General features: G+C 48.0%; 21 protein-coding genes. 14 read left to right on the forward strand and 7 right to left on the reverse strand.

What is annotated here, in order from left to right; genetic code table 11:
* Positions 1–57: 57 nt before the first annotated feature.
* Positions 58–498 (forward strand): ribose 5-phosphate isomerase B, encoded by a 441-nt coding sequence (rpiB, locus tag E1963_RS13300; protein ID WP_132278749.1) that lies wholly within the window; start codon positions 58–60, stop codon positions 496–498.
* On the forward strand, positions 491–1,357 hold the full coding sequence (locus E1963_RS13305) for a PHP domain-containing protein (RefSeq protein WP_132278752.1): 867 nt from the start codon (positions 491–493) through the stop codon (positions 1,355–1,357). Before rpiB ends, E1963_RS13305 begins: the two co-directional genes overlap by 8 nt.
* 202 nt (positions 1,358–1,559) lie before the next feature.
* Here the strand turns inward: E1963_RS13305 and E1963_RS19455 are convergent, their stop codons facing one another.
* From E1963_RS19455 to E1963_RS13335, 7 genes are read right to left on the reverse strand one after another with little or no spacing between them, the layout of a single operon-like run.
* Complete coding sequence (locus E1963_RS19455; protein WP_145964190.1) at positions 1,560–1,826, reverse strand: hypothetical protein; 267 nt, start codon at positions 1,824–1,826, stop codon at positions 1,560–1,562.
* A gap of 11 nt (positions 1,827–1,837) precedes the next feature.
* Positions 1,838–2,605, reverse strand: coding sequence for an SDR family oxidoreductase (locus tag E1963_RS13310; protein WP_201272042.1), 768 nt, complete (start codon positions 2,603–2,605; stop codon positions 1,838–1,840).
* Between the two features lie 22 nt (positions 2,606–2,627).
* The gene (gene rhaD, locus E1963_RS13315) at positions 2,628–3,440 is read right to left on the reverse strand and encodes a rhamnulose-1-phosphate aldolase (RefSeq protein ID WP_132278758.1); all 813 of its coding nucleotides are present in this window, start codon (positions 3,438–3,440) and stop codon (positions 2,628–2,630) included.
* A 20-nt stretch (positions 3,441–3,460) separates the two neighbouring features.
* Positions 3,461–4,948, reverse strand: a complete 1,488-nt coding sequence (locus tag E1963_RS13320; protein WP_132278761.1) for a rhamnulokinase — start codon at positions 4,946–4,948, stop codon at positions 3,461–3,463.
* 17 nt (positions 4,949–4,965) lie between these two features.
* Complete coding sequence (locus tag E1963_RS13325; protein WP_132278764.1) at positions 4,966–5,790, reverse strand: DeoR/GlpR family DNA-binding transcription regulator; 825 nt, start codon at positions 5,788–5,790, stop codon at positions 4,966–4,968.
* Positions 5,791–5,815: 25 nt separating this feature from the next.
* Positions 5,816–6,421, reverse strand: a complete 606-nt coding sequence (locus E1963_RS13330) for a class II aldolase/adducin family protein (protein ID WP_066580322.1) — start codon at positions 6,419–6,421, stop codon at positions 5,816–5,818.
* Between the two features lie 17 nt (positions 6,422–6,438).
* A complete protein-coding gene (locus E1963_RS13335) occupies positions 6,439–7,389 on the reverse strand; it encodes a 1-phosphofructokinase family hexose kinase (RefSeq protein ID WP_132278767.1) in 951 nt (316 codons plus the stop codon).
* A 418-nt stretch (positions 7,390–7,807) separates the two neighbouring features.
* Between E1963_RS13335 and E1963_RS13340 the strand changes: the two genes are divergently transcribed.
* From E1963_RS13340 to E1963_RS13395, 12 genes are all read left to right on the forward strand, one after another.
* Positions 7,808–9,310 carry a sugar ABC transporter ATP-binding protein gene (locus E1963_RS13340; protein WP_132278770.1) on the forward strand — a complete coding sequence of 501 codons (1,503 nt, stop codon included), beginning with the start codon at positions 7,808–7,810 and terminating at the stop codon, positions 9,308–9,310.
* Between the two features lie 4 nt (positions 9,311–9,314).
* Complete coding sequence (locus E1963_RS13345) at positions 9,315–10,310, forward strand: ABC transporter permease (RefSeq protein WP_132278773.1); 996 nt, start codon at positions 9,315–9,317, stop codon at positions 10,308–10,310.
* A 76-nt stretch (positions 10,311–10,386) separates the two neighbouring features.
* A complete protein-coding gene (locus E1963_RS13350) occupies positions 10,387–11,391 on the forward strand; it encodes a sugar ABC transporter substrate-binding protein (protein WP_132278776.1) in 1,005 nt (334 codons plus the stop codon).
* Between the two features lie 166 nt (positions 11,392–11,557).
* Positions 11,558–12,598 (forward strand): NAD(P)-dependent alcohol dehydrogenase, encoded by a 1,041-nt coding sequence (locus E1963_RS13355; RefSeq protein ID WP_132278779.1) that lies wholly within the window; start codon positions 11,558–11,560, stop codon positions 12,596–12,598.
* 31 nt (positions 12,599–12,629) lie between these two features.
* Positions 12,630–13,397 carry a GolD/DthD family dehydrogenase gene (locus E1963_RS13360; RefSeq protein ID WP_132278782.1) on the forward strand — a complete coding sequence of 256 codons (768 nt, stop codon included), beginning with the start codon at positions 12,630–12,632 and terminating at the stop codon, positions 13,395–13,397.
* A 36-nt stretch (positions 13,398–13,433) separates the two neighbouring features.
* Complete coding sequence (locus E1963_RS13365) at positions 13,434–14,276, forward strand: transketolase (RefSeq protein ID WP_132278785.1); 843 nt, start codon at positions 13,434–13,436, stop codon at positions 14,274–14,276.
* Positions 14,277–14,278: 2 nt separating this feature from the next.
* A complete protein-coding gene (locus tag E1963_RS13370; RefSeq protein ID WP_132278788.1) occupies positions 14,279–15,229 on the forward strand; it encodes a transketolase family protein in 951 nt (316 codons plus the stop codon).
* Between the two features lie 9 nt (positions 15,230–15,238).
* Positions 15,239–16,285 (forward strand): zinc-dependent alcohol dehydrogenase family protein, encoded by a 1,047-nt coding sequence (locus tag E1963_RS13375; protein WP_132278791.1) that lies wholly within the window; start codon positions 15,239–15,241, stop codon positions 16,283–16,285.
* A 263-nt stretch (positions 16,286–16,548) separates the two neighbouring features.
* Positions 16,549–17,532 carry a LacI family DNA-binding transcriptional regulator gene (locus E1963_RS13380; RefSeq protein WP_132278794.1) on the forward strand — a complete coding sequence of 328 codons (984 nt, stop codon included), beginning with the start codon at positions 16,549–16,551 and terminating at the stop codon, positions 17,530–17,532.
* A 250-nt stretch (positions 17,533–17,782) separates the two neighbouring features.
* A complete protein-coding gene (locus E1963_RS13385) occupies positions 17,783–19,105 on the forward strand; it encodes an ABC transporter substrate-binding protein (protein WP_132278797.1) in 1,323 nt (440 codons plus the stop codon).
* Positions 19,106–19,168: 63 nt separating this feature from the next.
* Positions 19,169–20,041, forward strand: a complete 873-nt coding sequence (locus E1963_RS13390; RefSeq protein WP_132278800.1) for a carbohydrate ABC transporter permease — start codon at positions 19,169–19,171, stop codon at positions 20,039–20,041.
* A gap of 3 nt (positions 20,042–20,044) precedes the next feature.
* Positions 20,045–20,875 (forward strand): carbohydrate ABC transporter permease, encoded by an 831-nt coding sequence (locus E1963_RS13395; protein ID WP_132278803.1) that lies wholly within the window; start codon positions 20,045–20,047, stop codon positions 20,873–20,875.
* Positions 20,876–20,906: the final 31 nt, after the last annotated feature.

The raw sequence follows: 20,906 nt of genomic DNA on the forward strand, positions 1-20,906 counted from the left end.
CCTACCCATTATAATATAAAAAGAAAATGAATGGAAGAGAGGAGCAAGTGGACAAGAATGAAAATTGGAATTGGTAATGACCATGCAGCGGTTGATATGAAGCAAGAAGTTGTAGAGTTTCTGGAAGAGAAGGGGTATGAGGTAGTTAATTTTGGAACAGATACGAAAGAGAGCTGCCACTATCCGGAGTATGGACGTAAGGTTGCCGAGGCCGTCGCCGCCAAGGAAGTGGACCTTGGAATCCTTATCTGTGGGACAGGCGTAGGGATCTCCCTGGCAGCCAACAAGGTAAAAGGGATACGGGCGGTCGTATGCTCGGAACCATATTCAGCGAAGCTGTCCAGACAGCATAACAATACGAATGTACTTGCATTCGGGGCTCGTGTTATCGGGATCGAGCTTGCGAAGATGATCATAGAAGAATGGCTGGACGCGGAATTTATGGGAGGCAGGCACCAGGACCGTATCGATATGATAATGGCAATTGAAAATGAATAACAGGATGGGAAGGATTGCCGGCGACCTGCATGTGCATACGGTATGCTCCGACAGCTCCGCATCTGTGGAATATGTGCTGGATTATGCAGAGCGGATTGGGCTTGCGTACATTTCGGTTACTGACCACGATACGCTTGCAGGTTCAGGCAGGGCGCTTAAGCTGGCCAGGCCGGGAGGCGTCAAGGTCATACCTGGGGCGGAGATATCCGCGCGGGACGAAAGAACCGGCCGGAATGTCCACATGCTTTGCTATTATCCGAAAGATGAAGCCGGCCTGCAGAGCTTTCTGGATGAGACGCTTGCAAGACGGCGGCAGCAGAAGCTTGAAATGGCTTTAAAAATCAGCAGGCTGTATCCCGGATTTACGGTGGAAGCCGTGGAGGATCTGTCTGGTGAGAGCGGGGCAGTCTATGAATGCCATCTCATGCAGGTGCTTTGCAACCTCGGCTATACAAACACGGCTATCGGGCCGCTGATGGAGGAACTTATCTCTTCCCGCGGCAGCTGCTACGTGCGAGGCAGCTATCCGTCTGTGGATAAGGTGGCGGAAATCATCAAAGATGTGGGCGGTATCGCGGTGATTGCACATCCGGAACAGTTCGATTCATTTGATCTGGCAGAAGATTTTGCCCGCAGAGGTCTCATACAAGGGGTAGAAGTATGGCATCCGAGAAATTCCGCTGCAGCCAGAGTGCGGCTCAGGGAGATGGCGGGGAAGTACCGGCTGCTTGAAACCGGCGGAAGCGATTTCCACGGACAGTACGCCAAAAGGCCCAATCCCCTCGGCGCGTGCGGCTGTACCCTAGAGCAGATAGAGCGGCTATCTACTTTACTGGCACGGGCGGGGGCGGCTGTGTGATACTGCCGGCTGATGGCAGGGCTTTGGCTATGTCAGCATAGTGATAAGGGGCTAAGCAGGGTGATAACCTTAGTTAAAGGTAATCGTCATGAAGAAGAGCCGGAATCAGGTACGGAGATGTTTATGAGATGACATCCCCTGCCTGGTTCCGGCTCTTCTTGCAGCAACGGCGTGCACACCTCGCTATTTTTTATCAGCCAGCTTACGCAGCCAGCAGCTTTATGTTGGCCAGTAACGCCACACAGCCGTCCTCGCCCTTGTTAGTGAAGTAGATAGCGGGCGGGGAGCCGGGTGGGAGATGCGCAGGTGTAAGCGGAAGAGGCGGAGAATCCGTCCCGGAATCCTTGGTTTGTGGGAGAGGAGCTGCTATCAGCGACTCTGCCGCAAAGTTAGGAGGCCGTGGACTAGTCGAAGCCTCGGACGCATCGGAGCAGATGCCACCCGGCTCCCTGTCCGCGGTCTGTTTCACTAAACCCCCATTTACTGGCAGGAGTAGGCTCCGTCTACGATGAGATCGCTTCCTGTCGTGTAGCCTGAGGCGTCCGACGCAAGGTAAAGCACCGGCGGTATCAGCTCTTCTGGCTTTCCCATCCGGCCGAGCGGCATGAGCGGGATCCATGCGTCTATCAGTTCCTGCGGCGACAGGTCGACAGACATCGGTGTGGCGATGTAGCCCGGGCTCAGCGAATTGACCCGGATGCCATATTGTGCCCATTCTACAGCCAGTGACTTGGTCAGGTGGATAACCCCTGCCTTTGAAGCATTGTAGGAACACTGCCACTGTGGTATGTTGACGATAGTCCCCGACATAGAAGCCATGTTGATGATGCTGCCCTTTATGCCTCGTTCAATCATAATTCGTCCCACGGCGCGCGCCATGATAAATTCACCGGTCAGGTTCGTGTCTACGACCTGTCGGAATTCCTCTACGGTTGCATCCATGGTTGACTGATGCATGCAGATGCCCGCGTTGTTGAAAAGGATATCGATGGTGCCGGAACGTTCCAGTATGGAGCCAAGCGCCTGCTCCACCTGTGGTTCGTCTGTGACATCGGCTCTGAGCTCGTAAGCGTTTCCGCCGTCTTTCATTATCATATCCACCGTCTCTTCGGCTCCGGACCGGGAGATGATTACAACTTCCGCTCCTGCTTTGGCAAGGCCACAGGCAATGACTTGTCCGATGCCGCGTCCGCCTCCGGTCACGATGGCTACTTTGCCGTCTAATCCAAATATATCTTGTAAATACATGATAGGGTCCTCCTTTTAGGTTCTAGTCAAGCCAGCCTTCCCTCGGTACTGCGTGGAAAGTATCGGCGAGGGCTTTGAGCTGGTCTTTTGGTATCTCGTTCTTGCGTTCTAGATGGGCAATCTTCATATAGATTTCTGCAGCCTTCTCCACGGTTTCTATGAGGCCGAACGCTTCATCCAGTGTTCTGCCTGTGCCGAAGATGCCATGGTGCGCCCATACGACGAGACGGCAGTCCCTGATCTTTTCGGCAGTGGCCGCCCCGATGTCGTTCGTTCCTGATACCATCCATGGTACGACGCCGATGCCGTCCGGAAATACGACGATACATTCTGTAATCATCTGCCAGAGCGTGCAGGTGAAGTCCCGGTCATCGATGGAATGTACAAAGGTCATGGCAATCGTATTTGCCGGATGGCAGTGCATGACGACCTTATGCTCAGGGTCTGCTTTCAGCCTTGCCATATGGTTCATGAGATGGGTAGGGAATTCGCTTGTCGGTAACGTATTGCCCTCAAAGCCCCAGAGCAGCTCCAGTTCTCTGCCATTTGACGCCACACGTACGATTCCAAGATTCCCTTCCGGGTCTTTGGTTACGTTCTTGAAATACTTGCCGGTCCCTGTCACGAGAAACAGGCGTCCGGCAAGCTCTGCGGCATCAAAATCTATCGGGATATTGCGGATGGTCTTGGAAAGGTCGAGATAATCTGCCAGCTCCAGTTCATCCAGCAGCCAGCTTATATTTCCGCCGTTTCTCTCGTCCCATCCGAGACGGTACATGTTAGCCGTCATATCACAGATATCGGTTATGATTGGTGATTCTAATATATGTTTCATCTTTGCTCCTCCCTGGCGTCTCACAGCGACGCCGGTTCTGAATCGTTCGACAGTTTCAGAAATGCCTCATAATGCATATTCCACTCCTCCGAGTTCTGAGGGGTATATTCTTTCGTCTGATAAGACGGCCTCATGATATCTTTTGCCTCATTGAGCGTAGCGGCCGCGCCTGTAGCGATGAGCTGTACTGTGATGTTGCCGATGGCAGTTGCCTCGTCCGGCCCTGCGATAACCTTGCGGCCCGCCGCATTGGCTGTAAACTGGCAGAGCATGGATGCTTTGGCTCCTCCGCCCATCATGTTGATGACAGGAAGCGGCTTTTGGGAGATGTGCTCCAGCTGCTCGATGGTCCATCGGAACTTCATCGCAAGGCTTTCATATATGCAGCGGATAATTTCGCCCGTGGATTCAGGCCGTGCTCCATAGTGGTCCATACAGTACTGCTGTATTTTAACGGGCATATTGCCGGGCTCATAGAACAGGCTCTCATCCGGGTCGAAAAGGAAGCCGAACGGTTTGGCGGCTTCGGCAAGCCGGCCCAATTCTTCAAAGCTATAGTCCTGGCCGTGCTCTTTATAATAGCGCTTCGTCTCCTGGATGAACCAGGAACTCATCACATTGCGGAGCAGGCGGTGGTGGCCTTTGAATCCGCCCTCGTTGGCAAGGTTCGCCCGGTAGCCTTCCTCGGTGATGACGCAGGAGTCCAGTTCCGTGCCTATGAGCGCCCATGTGCCGCAGCTCATGAGGGCACAGTCTGATGTGACCGGAGAAGAGAGATATGCGGAAGCCGTATCATGCTCGCATACGACAGACACGGGAAAGCCTTTCGTCTCCATATATTTGTTGTAGCTTTCCTGCGTGTGTCCGAGCAGGGTGCCCGGCTTAGTCAAAGTGCCGAACAGGCTGCGGGGTATGGAATAGCTGTCCAGAATCTCCTGGCACCAGTCATCCTTCTTGAAATCATACATCTGGCTGACGGAAGACAGCGTGTATTCGGATATCGTCTTTCCGGTCAGGAAATTGATGAGCAGGTCAGGGATAAAGAGCAGCTTGTGCGCGTTCTCCAATATGTATCTGTGGCCGTCCTCGCACATGGCGGCGAGCTGCATGTAAGTGTTGAAGAGCGCGTTCTGGTTGCCGCTCAGGTTGTAAAGCTGTTTTTTGGAAAGCCGTCCGTATATCTTCGCGGCGTGGCGTTCGGTACGCTTGTCCCTGTAACAGCGCACCGGAGTGAGCAGCGTTCCTTTTTCATCGATAAATGCAAAATCATTGGAAAAGGAGTCGATGGCAAAAGAATCGATATGGTCGTCCGTCAGTTCTATCGCTTTTTTGATTCCGATGTTCATCTCTTTGTAGATGTTGATGATATCCCAGTACAGGCTGCCGTTGATCTGGTATGATACATTGTCGAACCTGTGGATATTCTGTATAGAAGCTTTGCCGTTACCCACGTCTGCAAGGAAGAGCTTGCCTCCGCTTGCGCCCAGGTCAAAAGCCAGTATGTTCAATGTGGACCCTCCTCCCTCTAGCTTGTAATAATCTTAATATTATTTTTGGAAGTAATCGTACGTATGTTGCTGCCGGTCTGCGGCGTATAGTCATATTTGTCTGTCACGATATAATCGATCGCATCAAAATCTGACAGATAGAAAGGCCCGTTGATCTCGAATTTCGTGTGGTCTGCCAGCAGATATGTCTCTTTTGATTTCGACATGAGCGCTTTCTTCGTATCGACCTCGTTGAGGCTGATATCGGTAAGCCGGTTCTCAAGCGTAACGCCGGTACAGGAGATAAAGGACTTGTTCGGGAAAAAGTCCTCCGCACTTTTGATCGTCCTCGTCCCGTATACCGAATAATTATTACAGTTATAGAAGCCCGCCAGCGAAATGAGCGACAGGTTGGGATTCTCGAGCTTGGCCGCCTCCAGCAGTACCTTTATGGAGTTTGTGATGATAGTCAGGTGTACTTCTCTTGGAATATAGTCCAGGAGAAATAGCGTGGTCGAACTGTTATCGATGAAAATGGTATCCCGGTTCTCGATAAATCCGGCTGCTTTCTGCGCTATCTTTTTCTTTTCCGGTATATTCCTCACATGCCGGAGCGCAAAAGGATACTCGTTGTTGAGTATAGTGTCGCCGTACTTGGCAGACGCTCCGACGGAACGGGAATTGCCGTTCGTTATAGCTCCGCCGTGGGTTCTCGTCAACAGGCCTTCGCTTTCCAGCTCTTTCAGGTCTCTCCGTATCGTCTCCTTGGATGTGCGAAGCATATCGGCCAGTATATTGACGCTTACAGAAGACTGTGACTTCAGCAGATCGATGATTTTGGCTTTCCTTTCATGGCTATACATAATTCATACCATCCTTATTTAGAATTTAGATGAGGTTCTTCGTAATGGTACAGAAAGCGTCACACTCGATGCGCTCTAACATGCTGTAGGCGAGATAGATGCTCGGACCAGATACGACGACGCCGTGCTTTGGCATGATCATTCCGATCGGCTTCTTCTCGGCCAGCTCCCTGTGGTCCTCAAAATACTGGTATACGTTTCTGCTCAGCTCTTCGGAATAGGCTTTCGTCCATTCGATACATCCGACCTCGCCGCGCCCCATCGTGGCTTCTGTCACATTCGGAATCGGCTTGCACTGTGCCACGAACGGCATACAGTAGAACGGATGGGCATGTATCGTGCATTCTATTTCTTTGAAGTTGCTGAGAATCAGCACGTGCATCAGCCCTTCGCGGGAGAGCTTTCCTTCTCCTTCCAGTATGTTCTGGTCATAATCGATCAGAAGGAAATCTTCCGGCTTCATATTACAATGCTTATTCTCTGACATAAGTGACGGGGACATGAGGATGCGGTTATCGTCCACGCGTACCGCGAAGTTCCCTCCGGCAGCGTTCGTAAGCCTGCGTTCCCACATCAGCCGTGCTACTGTTACCATTTCCTGTCTCATTTCGTAATAAGATAAATTGCTCATACTTTTACTCCTTTACTTTAATATAATTGGCAGATTTTTTCAATTGTTACTTGGTTTTTCAATTCCATGGCGCGGCTATAATCATAGCCCGCCGAGAGCTGTGATTCGGCGGTGGCGGCTGAGACTCCTGTCGCAGTCCGTATCGTCTCTTCCATATCATATCCCTTCGTCAATCCGTATACGAAGCCGGCAAGATAGCAGTCGCCGCAGCCTATCGTATTGATGACATCTACCTTCGGCGGATGTACACGGTATACCCCTTCCGGAGTCTTGACGATAGAACCGTCCCCGCCGAGTGATACGGCTATGATCTCCACGCCATATCGGTCCAGAGAATCAATGGCTTTGATAATAGACGCGTCATCTTCCGGAATGCTGTACCCGGCCAGTGTAGAGAGTTCGTCCAGATTCGGCTTGATCATATAGGGAGACTCCTGGATGCATTCCTTCAGCGAGGCGCCGCTCGTGTCCAGGAAGAACTTCAAATCCCTCTCCCGGAAGATGTGCAGGATCTTATTGTATATAGAAGGATTGGGAGAATTGGACGCGTCGCCCGAAAATATGAGGTAATCTCCGGGGAGGATGGCTTCCTTCATCGTGGACAGAAGTTCATCCAGCTCTTTTTCGGTGAGCGTGACTCCGGATTCCGCGACGATCGTACAGTCGGCACTGTCCTCGATGATCAGATAATTTGTCCTCGTCTCCTTGTTATCTTCCATATAATGGTTGAACCGGACGTCGATGCCGTAATCGGAGAGCATCTGAATGACCTGCCTGCCGTTTTCGCCGTGGCATATGCCGAAGGCGTTATTATCCTGTCCCAGAAGCTTCAGGTTGATAGATACGTGTGTGCCTTTGCCGCCGATAGTATCTGTGGTTTTCTTGACCCTGTTTGTGACATTCTTCTCCAGCTCGTTCAGGTACAAGATCCTGTCAATGGCGGGGTTCAGCGTAAGGGTGTGAATCATAACATGCTCCTTTCTATGTACATCTTATATAAGAAATTAAGCATAAGATAACACAAAAACAAAAAGAAAACAATAAAAAACAAATAGAAAGTCAAAAAGAATAATTGAATGACGGTTGATAATATGAACTAAATATGAACAAAGATATAACTAAAAATGTACATTTTAACAAAAATCATAAAAAAGTGACTGTCAAAGGACAAAAAAGTGACTTGACAAACAAGGGTCATAATATTATAATTTGTCCTATAATAAGCAAAATGCATAATAAATATAAAATATTTGTCATATAATCGTTAAAAATGCTGAGTAAGATATTGGCCAATCACAAACGGTCATAAACGGTAATAAAACAAATATGTATAATTGCAAAAAAATGATAAAAGCTGTGCAGTATATGAAAAGGGAGGAAAGAAGAGTGGAGAATATTAAAATGCGTGTCAGCGGAATTAATAAGTCTTTCCCAGGAGTCAAAGCTTTGGACAACATCGATTTTGCGGTAAGAAAAGGGACGGTGCATGCCCTCTGCGGTGAGAACGGAGCAGGAAAGTCTACTCTGATGAAGATTATCAACGGACTTTACAAGCCGGACTCAGGACAGATATTCATCGACGAAAAGCCGGTGGAAATTAAAAACCCTATCCAGGCGCAAAGCTACGGAATCGCCATGATTGCCCAGGAGCTGAACTATGTACCTGAGATGTCGATAGAAGAGAACCTGTTTCTCGGAAGGCTGCCGGTGAACAAGCTTGGTAAAATCGACTGGAAGAAAGTCCGCAAGGAGACGGTCAAGTTTCTTGAGCAGGAGAAGCTTCCGTATGACCCGGAGCAGAAGCTTAAGACGCTTACCGTATCTGATATCCAGATGCTGGAGATCATAAAGGCCATTTCTAATAACGCAGATATCGTAATCATGGATGAGCCGACATCGGCAATCACGAACAGAGAGGTAGAGGTGCTGTTTGAGAAGATTGCAGAGCTTAAGAGCCGCGGCGTAAGTATTATCTACATATCCCACAAGATGGAAGAAGTGTTCCGCATCGCAGACGACATCACCGTACTGCGTGACGGCACGGTCGTCGAGACGCATCCGGCTTCCGATATAGACCTGGACACGGTCATTGCACTGATGGTAGGGCGGAAGATGGAAAATGTATACCCGAAAGAGGAAGTGCCCGTCGGCGATCCGATTCTTGAAATCAAGGATCTGGAGAGCAGGGGGGTATTCAAGGATATCAACTTCTATGCGAAGAAAGGCGAGATCGTAGGATTTGCAGGGCTGATGGGAGCAGGACGTACGGAGACGATGCGGGCGATTTTCGGCCTGGACCCTTATGACGGGGGAGAAATCAAAGTCCACGGCAAGCCGGTGCACATTAAGAAAGTAAGAGACAGTATCAACAACAAAGTAGTCATGCTGTCAGAAGACAGAAGGCGTTATGGAATCGTACCTATCAGAAGCGTTATGGAGAACGCGAGCATTTCAAGCCTTGACAAGTTCATCTACGGCGGCAGGAGCCACCCGAGAGAAGAGAAGAAGCTCGTCGGAGAATATTTTGACAAGATGAACGTCAAGACACCTTCGTTAGAGACTGCGATACAGGCGCTTAGCGGCGGCAATCAGCAGAAGGTGCTTCTCGCAAAGTGGATGCTTAGAGATCCGGATGTGCTGATTCTGGACGAACCGACCAGAGGTATCGACGTTGGAGCAAAGTTTGAAATATACAGATTGATGACCGAACTCGTGAAAGAGGGTAAGACCGTCATCATGGTTTCGTCAGAACTGCCTGAATTAATCGGAATGTGCGACAGGATCTATGTCATGAACAAAGGGATGATTACAGGATGCCTGAACAGGGATGAGTTCTCGCAGGAGACGATTATGAGATTTGCGACAGGTACAGAAAAAGCGGAGGTATAGGAAGATGAGTAAAGGTAAATTCAAAAACAGTAAGTTTGTAGAAAAATATTCTATTTTTATCGTGTTGCTGGCGATGTTCATATTATGTGCGGTAATGAATGAGAATTTCTTGTCCGTGAACAACCTGACTAACGTTGCCCGGCAGCTGTCTGTAGGAACCATCATAGCATACGGAGAGATGCTCCTTGTCATCGCGGGGCTGATTGACTTGTCCGTAGGCTCCGTACTGGCACTTTCCGGCGTGCTTTCGATCGCTTGTTACCAGTCCACCGGTTCCCTTGTGCTGGCCCTTGTGCTGGCAGTTGTAATCGGAGTTCTGTGTAACCTTGTAAATGCGGTACTTGTAACGCATTTTGATGTTCCGGCCTTCATCGCCACGCTCGCTATGCAGACGATGGCTAGAGGTGCAGCCCTTCTTTATACAAAAGGGCAGAACCTGCTTCAGCTGAAGGATTTTACAATCTTCGGGCAAGGCAGCGTGGGACCGATACCGATGCCTATCATCTTCATGGTCGTCATCACGATCATCACCTGGTATATCATGAACCACACGAGATATGGCCGTTCTCTGTACGCGATCGGCGGCAACGAAGGGGCAGCCATCGCATCCGGCATCAATGTTAAGAAGAACAAGTACATTACATATATCATCAACGGCGTATTTGCCGGAATCGCAGGCGTATTGTTCATGAGCCGTGTCAACGCAGGGCTGCCAAACGGTGCGGTCGGATACGAGATGGAAGGACTGACGGCTACTATCGTCGGCGGCACGAGCTTCTCGGGAGGCGTGGGAACGACGATGGGTACCCTTGCCGGTGCGTTCATCATCGGTTTCCTGAACAACATCATGAACCTGACCGGAGTGGACTCCTACGTACAGCAGATAGTCAAAGGCGCCATCATCGCGTTTGCGGTCGTACTGGATATCCGTTCCAAGAACAAGAAGACGAGGAAGGTTATCCTTGTGGCAGATGATACCAAGAAGGAGGAGGCGAAGTAAAGCTTCCCTCACAAAGATGAATGCATTAAGTGCAGAACTTTTACAATATGAAAGCAAAAAAAGGAGGACATTATCTATGAAAAAGAAAGTTATAAGCGTATTACTCTGCGCAGCAATGGTTGCTACCATGGCAATCGGATGCAGTAAATCAGACTCAGGAAGCTCTGATGACAAGAAAGATTCAGGAGACAAGAAAGACAGCTATAAAGTTGCTTATATCGCAAGAGCCCAGTCCGATTCATTCGCGGCATGGCTTGCAAATGAGCTGAAGGCTGAATTTGAAAACTATGATGATATGACACTGGAAGTATTTGACGGTGAGGCTAACGACGAAAAAGAGAACACGATGATTGAGAACGCGATCTCCAGCGGATTTGACGGAATCATCATCCAGGCGAACAACGGTGAGGCTCAGCTTCCTTATATCCAGCAGGTAGTTGACGCGGGAATCCCATGTATCACGACAAACCCACGTGTCGAGTGTGAAGGAACCGGCTCCATCGACGCCGATCCATACGAGCAGGCGAAAGTAAACTGCGACCTTGCTATCGACCAGATTCCTGAGAATGCAAAAGTTGTCGTACTGTTAGGACCAGCAGGAAACTTCCACAGCACAGAGAGAAGAAATGCATGGGAAAAAGAATTCTTCGAGAAGAGGCCAGACGTTGAGATTCTTGCAGAAGACATCGCAAACTGGAACAAAGACGAAGCTATGGCACTCATGGAAGACTGGGTACAGGCATACGGCGACATCGATGCAGTCGTATCTATGAACGATAATATGGCAGCGGGCGCAATCGAAGTAGTAAAAGATAATGACAAATTCAAAGATATGCTGGCATACGGCGTTGACGGAACAGCAGAGGCTTGCCTGTTGATCAAAGAAGGCAAGATGACATCTACAGGCTTACAGTCAGCAATCGACCTGGCTAAGATGAATGCAGAAGCAATCCATTCTGTACTGACAGGCGAAAAGAAGATTACTGACATTAATGACAACGTTCCGGCTCCATTGATCACAAGCGACAATGTTGACGAGTATATCCAGATGTACAAAGACAACGGACAGATTAAAGAATAATAGAATGTCAGTAAATAAAAGTATATTGTAAAAGTAAAAAACTGGCAGGTCTTATGGCTTGCCAGTTTTTATACAAAAGATGCGCTGTCTCGCATGCGGGACATTTTATTTGACCTAAAAAAATCGAGAAAAATTTAACAATCCAGGAAAGGACAGGTGGTTTGGTATGAAAAACAGAGCGGCTTATATGACAGATTTAGACAAAATGGAGATCCGCGATATCGAGATGCCGAAAGCCGGAGCAAAAGAAGTGCTTGTCGAGCTTGAGTATGTAGGAATCTGCGGTTCCGATGTTCATTATTTCCATGACGGGAGATGCGGCGATTACAAGGTAGAGGGAGACTTCATGCTCGGACACGAATGTGCGGGCACGGTCGTCGCCCTTGGCGAAGGCGTAGAACACCTTAAAGTCGGTGACAAAGTTGCACTTGAGCCGGGTATCACGTGCGGCCAGTGTGAATTCTGCAAGACAGGGCGTTACAACCTGTGTCCGGACGTACAGTTTCTGGCGACGCCTCCGGTACAGGGCTGCTATGAGAACTACATCGCATTTCCGGAGAACATGTGCTTCAAGCTTCCGGATAATATCAGTACGAAGGAAGGTGCTCTTGTAGAACCCTTATCCGTAGGTATGCACGCAGCCAACCAGGGCGACGTAAAGCTCGGTGACTCCGTAGTAATCCTCGGCGCGGGCTGCATCGGCCTTGTGACGCTGCTTGCCTGCAAGGCACATGGCGCCACAGATATCACGGTAGTGGACGTGATTCCGAAGCGTCTTGACTATGCCCTGAAGCTTGGCGCGACCCGTGTCATCAACGGCAGAGAGGCGGACGCGGTCGGAGAAGTGGATAAGCTTACGGATGGCGCAGGGGTGGACAAAGTATTTGAGACAGCCGGCTCCCCGATTACAATCCAGCAGACACCGTACATGGTGAAAAATGGCGGAACTATCGTTCTCGTAGGGATATCCGCACAAGAGAAGATAGAGTATAACTTCGCCAAGATTATGGCGAAAGAGGCCAGGATCGAATCCGTATTCCGCTACAGAAACATATATCCACAGGCAATCGCAGCCATTGCGGACGGCATCATCGACGTATCCGGCATCGTGACGCACGAGTTTGACTTTGATGATATCCAGGAAGCTTTCGACTGTGCGATCAACAATAAGGATGATGTCGTAAAAGCGGTAATCAAGATTAAGTAGCGGACAGGAACACCATGGAGGATGATTAGAGATGGATTACAGGAATTTTAATGAAGACTTCAGCCTGGCAGGGAAGACGGCTATCGTCACAGGAGCTGCGAGCGGTATCGGATTTGAGATTGCGAAGATGTATGCGAGAAAAGGTGCCAACGTAGTGAGCTTCGACTTAAGCGAACCGGCCGAACTGCCAGCGTATATGAAGAGCCAGGGCGTGGGTTACATGGCTTATGCAGGAGACATCACAAAGACTGAGGCGATCGAGGAGTGTGTCGGCAGGACCGTGGAGACGTTCGGATCCCTTGACATCCTCGTCAACTGCGCAGGAATCGGGGTAGTGGAAGGCGTGCTGGAGCATGATGAGGCGCTCTGGGATAAGACGCTTAGTATCAACCTGACAGGCACCGTGCGGTTCATGAAGGCCGCGGCAAAAGTGATGAAGGAAAACGGCGGCGGGAAGATTATCAACATGGGCTCTCAGGCCGGAGTGGTCGCGCTCGACGGGCACCTGACCTACGGCTGTGCCAAAGCGGCGGTCATCTATGCCACGAAACAGTTCGCAATGGAGCTGGCCCAGTATAACATCAACGTCAATGCCGTCTCACCGACAATCATCCTCACACCTATGGGCGAAGAGAACTGGAACAATGAGCGGGGAGAGGAATTCAAGAAGAAGATACCGGCCCACCGTTTCGGCTATCCGGAAGAAGTGGCGGCGTGCGCGGTGTTCCTTGCAAGTGACGCGGCAAGCCTTATCAACGGGGCGAACCTGGTAATTGACGGTGGATTTACAATCTGCTAAATGAATATGACTAATATCAGACGGAGGTTCTTAAAGATGGAAGAGAAAAGAGTGAAAGAACTGGCACTAACGGCAGCAAAGATAAGGAGAAAGGCGCTCGAGGCAATCGAGGCGGCCCACTCCGGACATGTAGGCGGTTCTTTTTCAGTGGCAGACATACTGGCAGTATTATACTTCGAGAAGATGCATATAGACCCATCTGACCCGAAGAATCCGGACCGTGACCGGTTCGTGTTATCCAAAGGACACTGTACGCCGACGATGTACGCGACGCTTGCGCTGAAAGGATACTTCCCGGTGAGCGACCTGATGACGTTCCGCAACGTGGACAGCTATCTGTCCGGGCATGTAGAGATGACGAAGGTCCCGGGTGTGGATATGTCGGCAGGCTCTCTTGGGCAGGGCTTGTCTGCAGCGGTCGGTATGGCGCTGACAGGCAAGGTGGATAAGAAAGATTACCGTGTATATGCGGCCCTTGGCGACGGAGAGATCCAGGAAGGACAGATATGGGAGGCCGCCATGGCTGCCGGAAACTATGGCCTTGACAATCTCACCGTGTTCGTGGATAACAACAACCTGCAGATCGACGGTACGGTAGAAGAGGTAATGTCCCCCTATCCTATCGGAGATAAGTTCAAAGCGTTCAAGTGGAATGTGATTACGATAGACGGACACGATTATGAGCAGATTGCCGGTGCGGTCGATGAGGCGGCAAAAGCAAAGGGCATGCCGACAGTGATCGTGGCAAAGACGGTAAAGGGCAAGGGCGTATCATATATGGAGAACAACGTGAAGTTCCACGGCGGCACTCCGACAGAAGAACAGTTCAGACAGGCATTTAGCGAGATCGATGCAGCTATCGCATCACTGGAGGTGTAATCATGGGAAATGTAATATCAACGAGAGAAGCATATGGAAGGGCTCTGTGTGAATTCGGAGCTGACGAGAAGATCATGGTATTTGACGCAGATCTTACGATCTGCACCATGTCCTGCTATTTTGCCGAGAAGTATCCGGAGCGTTTCTTTAATGCGGGCATCGCCGAGTGCAACATGGCCGGAATGGCTGCAGGTGCGGCGGCGTCCGGCAAGACGGCTTTCGTCCATACATTTGCGATGTTCGCCGCAGGCAGGATATACGATCAGGTAAGAAACTCTATCGCCTATCCGGGGCTTGATGTAAAGGTGGTTGGTACCCATGCCGGGCTGTCCGTAGGAGAGGACGGCGCTACCCATCAGTGCATCGAGGATCTGAGCCTGATGCGCACCATACCGGGCATGACGGTCATCTGTCCGTGCGACGCGAATGAGACGCGGGAAGCTTTGAAGGCCATGATCGGTTATGACGGCCCGTGCTATCTGCGGCTCGGACGTTCCGGGGTAGAGTGCGTGACGGACAGTATGGACGGTTACACATTTGAACTTGGAAAGGGCGTACAGGTAAAAGACGGCGGCGATGTGACGATTATTGCCACGGGACTTATGCTGCAGGAAGCGCTGAAAGCGTCGGAGCTTCTTCAGGAAGAAGGGATCGGGGCAAGGATCATCGATCTCCACACCATCAAGCCGATAGACAGGGACATCATCATAAAAGCGGCAAAGGAGACCGGTGCCATCGTGACGACAGAAGAGCACAACATCATCGGCGGGCTCGGAGCTGCAGTATCTGAAGTGGTAGGCGAGACGTATCCGGTGCCGGTCGAAAAGCACGGTGTGGAAGATGAGTTCGGACATTCCGGAACAGCTGAGGCGCTTATGGTGAAATACGGCCTGACGCCTGAGAAGATAGCGGCAAAGGCAAGAGAAGCGATTGCCCTGAAGAATAGAAAGTAGGTGTCTAGAATGGAAATGATGAAAGCGAATGTATATGACAAGCCGGGCCACTGCCAGATAACACAAGTGCCGGTACCGGAAATAGCGCCTCACCAGGTGCTCATCAAAGTAATGTCCTGCGGCATATGCAAGGGTGCAGATGTGGCCCTGGCGGGCGGCGGGTTCCTGGCGGAATTCCCTCTGCTGAACGGACATGAATTTGCAGGATACATATATAAGGTAGGAAGCGATGTCAAGACATTCAAGGAAGGTGACCGGGTGACGGCAGACAATACGGTGCTCTGTGACGACTGCTACTATTGCAGGAAAGATGAGCCGCTCTACTGCGAGAACTTCTATTCACTCGGCTGCAACGGCCCTGGAGGGTTTGCGGAATATGTCGCGGTGAACGCTGACAAGGTATTCCCGATCAGCGATAACCTGTCCTTTAATGATGCTATATTTGCAGAGCCTACGGCGTGTGCGGTCCATTCTATGGACCGGGTCCAGGTGCAGTTCGGAGATGACGTGCTCGTATACGGCTGCGGTCCTACGGGAATCATCCTGATCCAGCTCCTCATGCATTCCAATGCAAACCGGGTCGTCGTGTGCGGGCCGAGCCAGGATAAGCTGGACATACTGAAAAAGTACGGATGCAAGGAGACGATTCTCATGGACAGGAACGATCCCGGCGTGCATGAGGCGAAGCTTAAGGAGATCGCGCCAAAAGGATTCGACGTGCTTGTAGATACGACTGCAAACGTTGCTGTCATGGAAAGCATGATCAAGTTCGGCAAGATGGGCGCCAAGTTCATGATGTTCGCTATGCCGCACGCAGGCGCGAAGTGGGCCATCGACCCGGAATACTGGTACCTGCACGAGATACAGCTCATTCCGACATGGGCGCAGACCCACTGTTTCGGCCGCGCGCTGGAATATCTCGAGTCAGGCAAGGTACAGGTGAAAGACCTCGTCACACACGAGATGCCTCTTGAAGATTACGACAAAGGCATCGCGCTGGCTGCAAAAGGCGGCCCGGGAACACTGAAGGTCATCCTGCACCCGAATTATGAATAAACGGCAATCCCTCGAGGATGCTGAATTTAATAGCGGTGTACGGCAAACTGTAAAGCTGCACAGAGATGTCATTCTCTGTGCAGCTTTCCGCTTTGTCTGTCTTGTATGCAAGTGGTCAGTGTTCTTATACAGCAGAAGGCATTGATTATTCTGCGCCCACATCAGACAGCAGAAAAAAAGCCGTAGGAACAGATTCTGTTTGACATTTTTTATTTATGCAATAAAATAGTAGTAAGAAGCCCGTACAGGAAGGAGGCAGAAATATGGCAAGTATTAGAGACATTGCCAGAGAAGCCGGTGTTGGTGTCGGAACGGTGTCCAGGCTTATCAATGGCAGCGGTTACGTTTCAGAAGATACGAAAATCAAGATAGAAAACGCGATGAAAAAATTTAATTATACGCCAAACGAACTGGCAAGAAATCTATACCATAAACGGAGTGGAATTATTGCAGTAATCGTACCGAATATTGTAAATCCGTTTTTTTCAGAATTTGTAAATCATGTAGAGACAGAATTGTTTAACGCTGGCTTTAAGATGATGCTTTGCAGTACGACGAAAGAAAATAATGCAGAACATGACTATCTGGATATGTTGAACAGGCATATCGTGGATGGTATCATTACCGGGGTGCATACTCTTGATATAGAAGAATATCTTAAGATGCGTAAACCGATTGTTGCATTTGACCGTTATCTTGGCGACCATATACCTGTTGTTACGGTGGACCATAAAAAGGGCGGGAAACTGGCGGCAGAAGCATTGATTAGAAGCGGGTGTAAAAAAGTATTGCATTTTAAAGGTGCGACAAAAGTTAAATCACCGTATCACAAGAGGCATTTCGAGTTTGACCGTGTCATGAAGGAGAATAATGTTGAAACGATCGGCTATGATCTTGACTGGAACCGTTTTGAACTTTGTTACATGAAAAAAGCAATTGCAAACGTGTTTTCAAACGAAATCGATTTTGATGGTGTTTTCGGTGTGGATGGTCTGGCAATCGAATGTATGAATGAAGTAATCAAAAGACATAAGAATGTTCCGGAAGATGTAAAATTGGTCAGCTATGACGGAACATACGTCGTAGACATGGTAGAGCCCAGATTGACGGTCATCGTCCAACCTATCCAGGAGCTGGCAAAAGAGGCGGTCCGACTGATTCTAGAATTATTGCAGGGCAAAAAATACGAGAAAAAATCAGTTGTTTTAGATGTCGAACTGAGACAGGGAGATACGACGATTATTTAGTGATATATGACAATTCAGGAAGTTCATTTTTGTTGCTTTATATAAAAATACTTATATATCAAAAAAAAGATTGACTTTTTTGTCCCTTGGAATATAATAAAATTAAATAAATCGAAGAGTGCGCAATTGAGATTTTATTTTTTTTCTTTGATGTGGAACCCGTTCCGCATCAAAGAAATATAGGGAACGGCAATTTTTTTTAGTCATTATGGAACGGGTTCCATAAATTGCAGAAGAAAGGGAGAAATGTATGAAAAGCAAGTATGTAAAAAGAATTTTATCAGCAGTTATAGCGAGTGCACTGTCAATGGGATTGATAGCAGGCTGTGGCAGTAAAAGCCAGGAAGCCGAAAAGGATGAGAGCGGGGCAACGGTTATAAAATTGGGGATTCATGTAGCGAATCCGAAAGAACAGGAACCGGTTACGAACAGCATTGTTGAAGCGTTTAACAAGGCCAATGAAGGAAAATACAAAGTTGAATTTGAAGCGGCTGATACGGAAACACATTCTAAGAATATGAAGCTAAAAGCAGAAGATGGAACTTTGCCTCAGATATTTTGGATTGAAGGTTCAGAAGCTTCAGAGTACAGCGAAGCCGGGGTTTTGATGGATCTTACAGAATTCTTAGAAGAAAATTCTGATATCAAGACAGCGCTGGATGGAATGGAGGAAGCTTTTAAAGATGATGACGGACAGTATGGCCTTCCATATCAGTGTAATGTACAGGGTATTTTTTATAACAAAGAATTATTCGACAATGCCAATGTTGATTATCCGACGGATGAAACTACATATGAAGAATTTATAGATATGATTAAGAAATTAAAAGATAGTGGAGTAACGCCGCTCGCTATTGGCAGCAAGAACAGCGCTTATGCTATGTGGGAATTTAATGAGTTCCTTGAAAGATATGGATGGGGCGATGCCATTGCCCAGATTCTGGACGGAAAAGAAAAATACAATAATAAAGAATTTCTGAAATGCTTTGAAGCATTACAAGGGCTGAAAGAAGCTCAGGCATTTCCAGAAAACATGGCAACAATTGAGTATTTTGACGCAAAACAGCTGTTTGATGAAGGAAAGGCAGCGATGTTCGGAACAGGACAGTGGGACTGTGCAGAGTTTGATGAGAATATTGGAGATAAAATAGGCTTTTGGTGGGGACCTAGGTTTACCGATACAGATCAGAATCAGGATGTTGTGATGAAAGTACCTTCAGCGCCCATTGGCGTCAGTGCGGCTACGGCTGAAGATGAAGAGCTGAAAGAAGGTGTTTATGAATTTTTGAAATTCTACTATGGAGAAGAAGCGGCAAAGATTTCTTATGAAGGATCTATTTTCCCTGCTACTAATTATGAAGGAGTCGCGGCTTCTGACACACAATATTCTATGAATGCAATGCTTGCAGCTCTCTCCAATGGATGGGACAGTCCGAAAGCAGCACCGGATCTTACCGTACCGTCTTCAGTTCAGGAAGCATTATATGACGGCATTTTTGGGGTTCTGCAAGGGAATTATGAACCGGCCGAAGCACTGGATAATATGGATGCTACGGCTGCAAACAGTCAATAGTTTTATAGGATATCTTTGCCGGAGTAAAACCGGCAAAGATGATTGGAAAAATAGGGTGAAAGCATGTATTGGTTAAGTAAAAATAGATATAAAGCAGGTCTTTTGCTGCCTACATTGTTAATTTACAGCACATTTATAATACTGCCGATAGCAATCGCAATATATTATAGCCTGACCAAATATTCGGGAATTGGTCAACCAAGGTTCACTGGAATGAAAAATTATATTCGATTATTCCAAGATCCGCTGTTCTGGACTTCCTTTAAGAATACGATGATTATATTTGTTCTGGCTTTTGTACTTTTATTGACCTTATCGTTTTTCATTGCATTACTATTGAATCAAAAGCTAAAAGCAGTTGATTTTTCTAAAGCTTTGATATTTTCGCCTGCTATCATAGCACCGATTATCGTAGGTATTATTTGGGTTTACATTTTGGATCCTAATATCGGTATCCTCAATAATATTCTGGATGCCATAGGGGCAGATGCATTGAAACTGAAATGGATTGGCGGAAAATCGCTGTCACCATATAGTATTGCGATTATTTACTTCTGGCAGCAGCTGGGGTATCTGGTGACTATTTTTATCGCAGGCTTGAAAATGATACCCGGAGATGTCTTAGAAGCTGTGAAGATTGATGGAGCCAGCGCTGTACAGGAGATTCGCTATGTGACGATTCCGATGATGAGAACGACGATATCTACAGTTGCAGTGCTGATAATTACCGGAGTATTCAAAGTGTTTGAGATTGTCCAGCAAACGACCGGAGGCGGACCCAATCATCTGTCAGAAACTCTCGTTACATATAGTTATTCGCAGACATTTGCAAGTGGTGATTACGGATATGGGATGTCTCTCGCTACGGTAACTTTCATATTGTCGCTTATCATTACGGCTGTGTATACGACTCTGACAAGAGAAAAGGAGGAATAGAGGATGTTGAGCAAGAGAAAAAGGGCAGGGATGTATGTTTTAATAGCAATCATTACTGCATTGGTCGTATTCCCGTTCATCTGGATGCTGGTCCTTTCTTTTAAGACGAATTCCGAGATTTTGTCCTCTCCGCTGTCTTTGCCAGAAGTATTCAATCTTGATAATTATAAACATGCATTGGGAATATTGAACTTTCCGAGATTGTACGCGAATACATTTTTTGTCTGTATCGTGTCACTTGTCGTCGAACTGGTAATTACATATTTTAGCTCATTCGTATTGGCAAGAATGGAATTTAAAAACAAGAAGATAAAAAAGATGTTGTATGGTTTTTTGATTCTCGGGTTATCTGTCTCACCGTTCATTTTGTTATTCCCGGTTTATAAAATCAACGTATTTTTTGGGCTCCGCGGGAAACTGGCATTGATTCTTCCATATGTTGCAACATCCATTTCATTTAATACCCTATTGCTTGTCGGCTATTTAAAAGCGTTGCCCTCAGAAATTGATGAGGCTGCGATTATAGATGGATGTAACATTTGGGATTTGATGTTTCGTATAATACTTCCTATGACGAAACCGGTCATCGCGACAATCGTAATTTTCAATGTGCTCTATATCTGGAATGAGTTTCCATTTGCGTCAGTTATGCTAAGGGAGGCTTCGGATTATACGTTATCTATGGGGGCTTCTTTCTTTAAAGGGACATATACTGTCGATTATGGTGGGATAGTGGCATCCAGCGTAATGATTATTATTCCGGAATTGATCTTCTATGGACTGTTCCAGAAGAATATAGTGGAAGGTATGACTGCCGGAGCAGTAAAAGGATAAAAAAATAAACAGGATAATTATTAAGGAGATA

Source organism: Extibacter muris (assembly GCF_004345005.1).
GTDB lineage: Bacteria > Bacillota > Clostridia > Lachnospirales > Lachnospiraceae > Extibacter > Extibacter muris.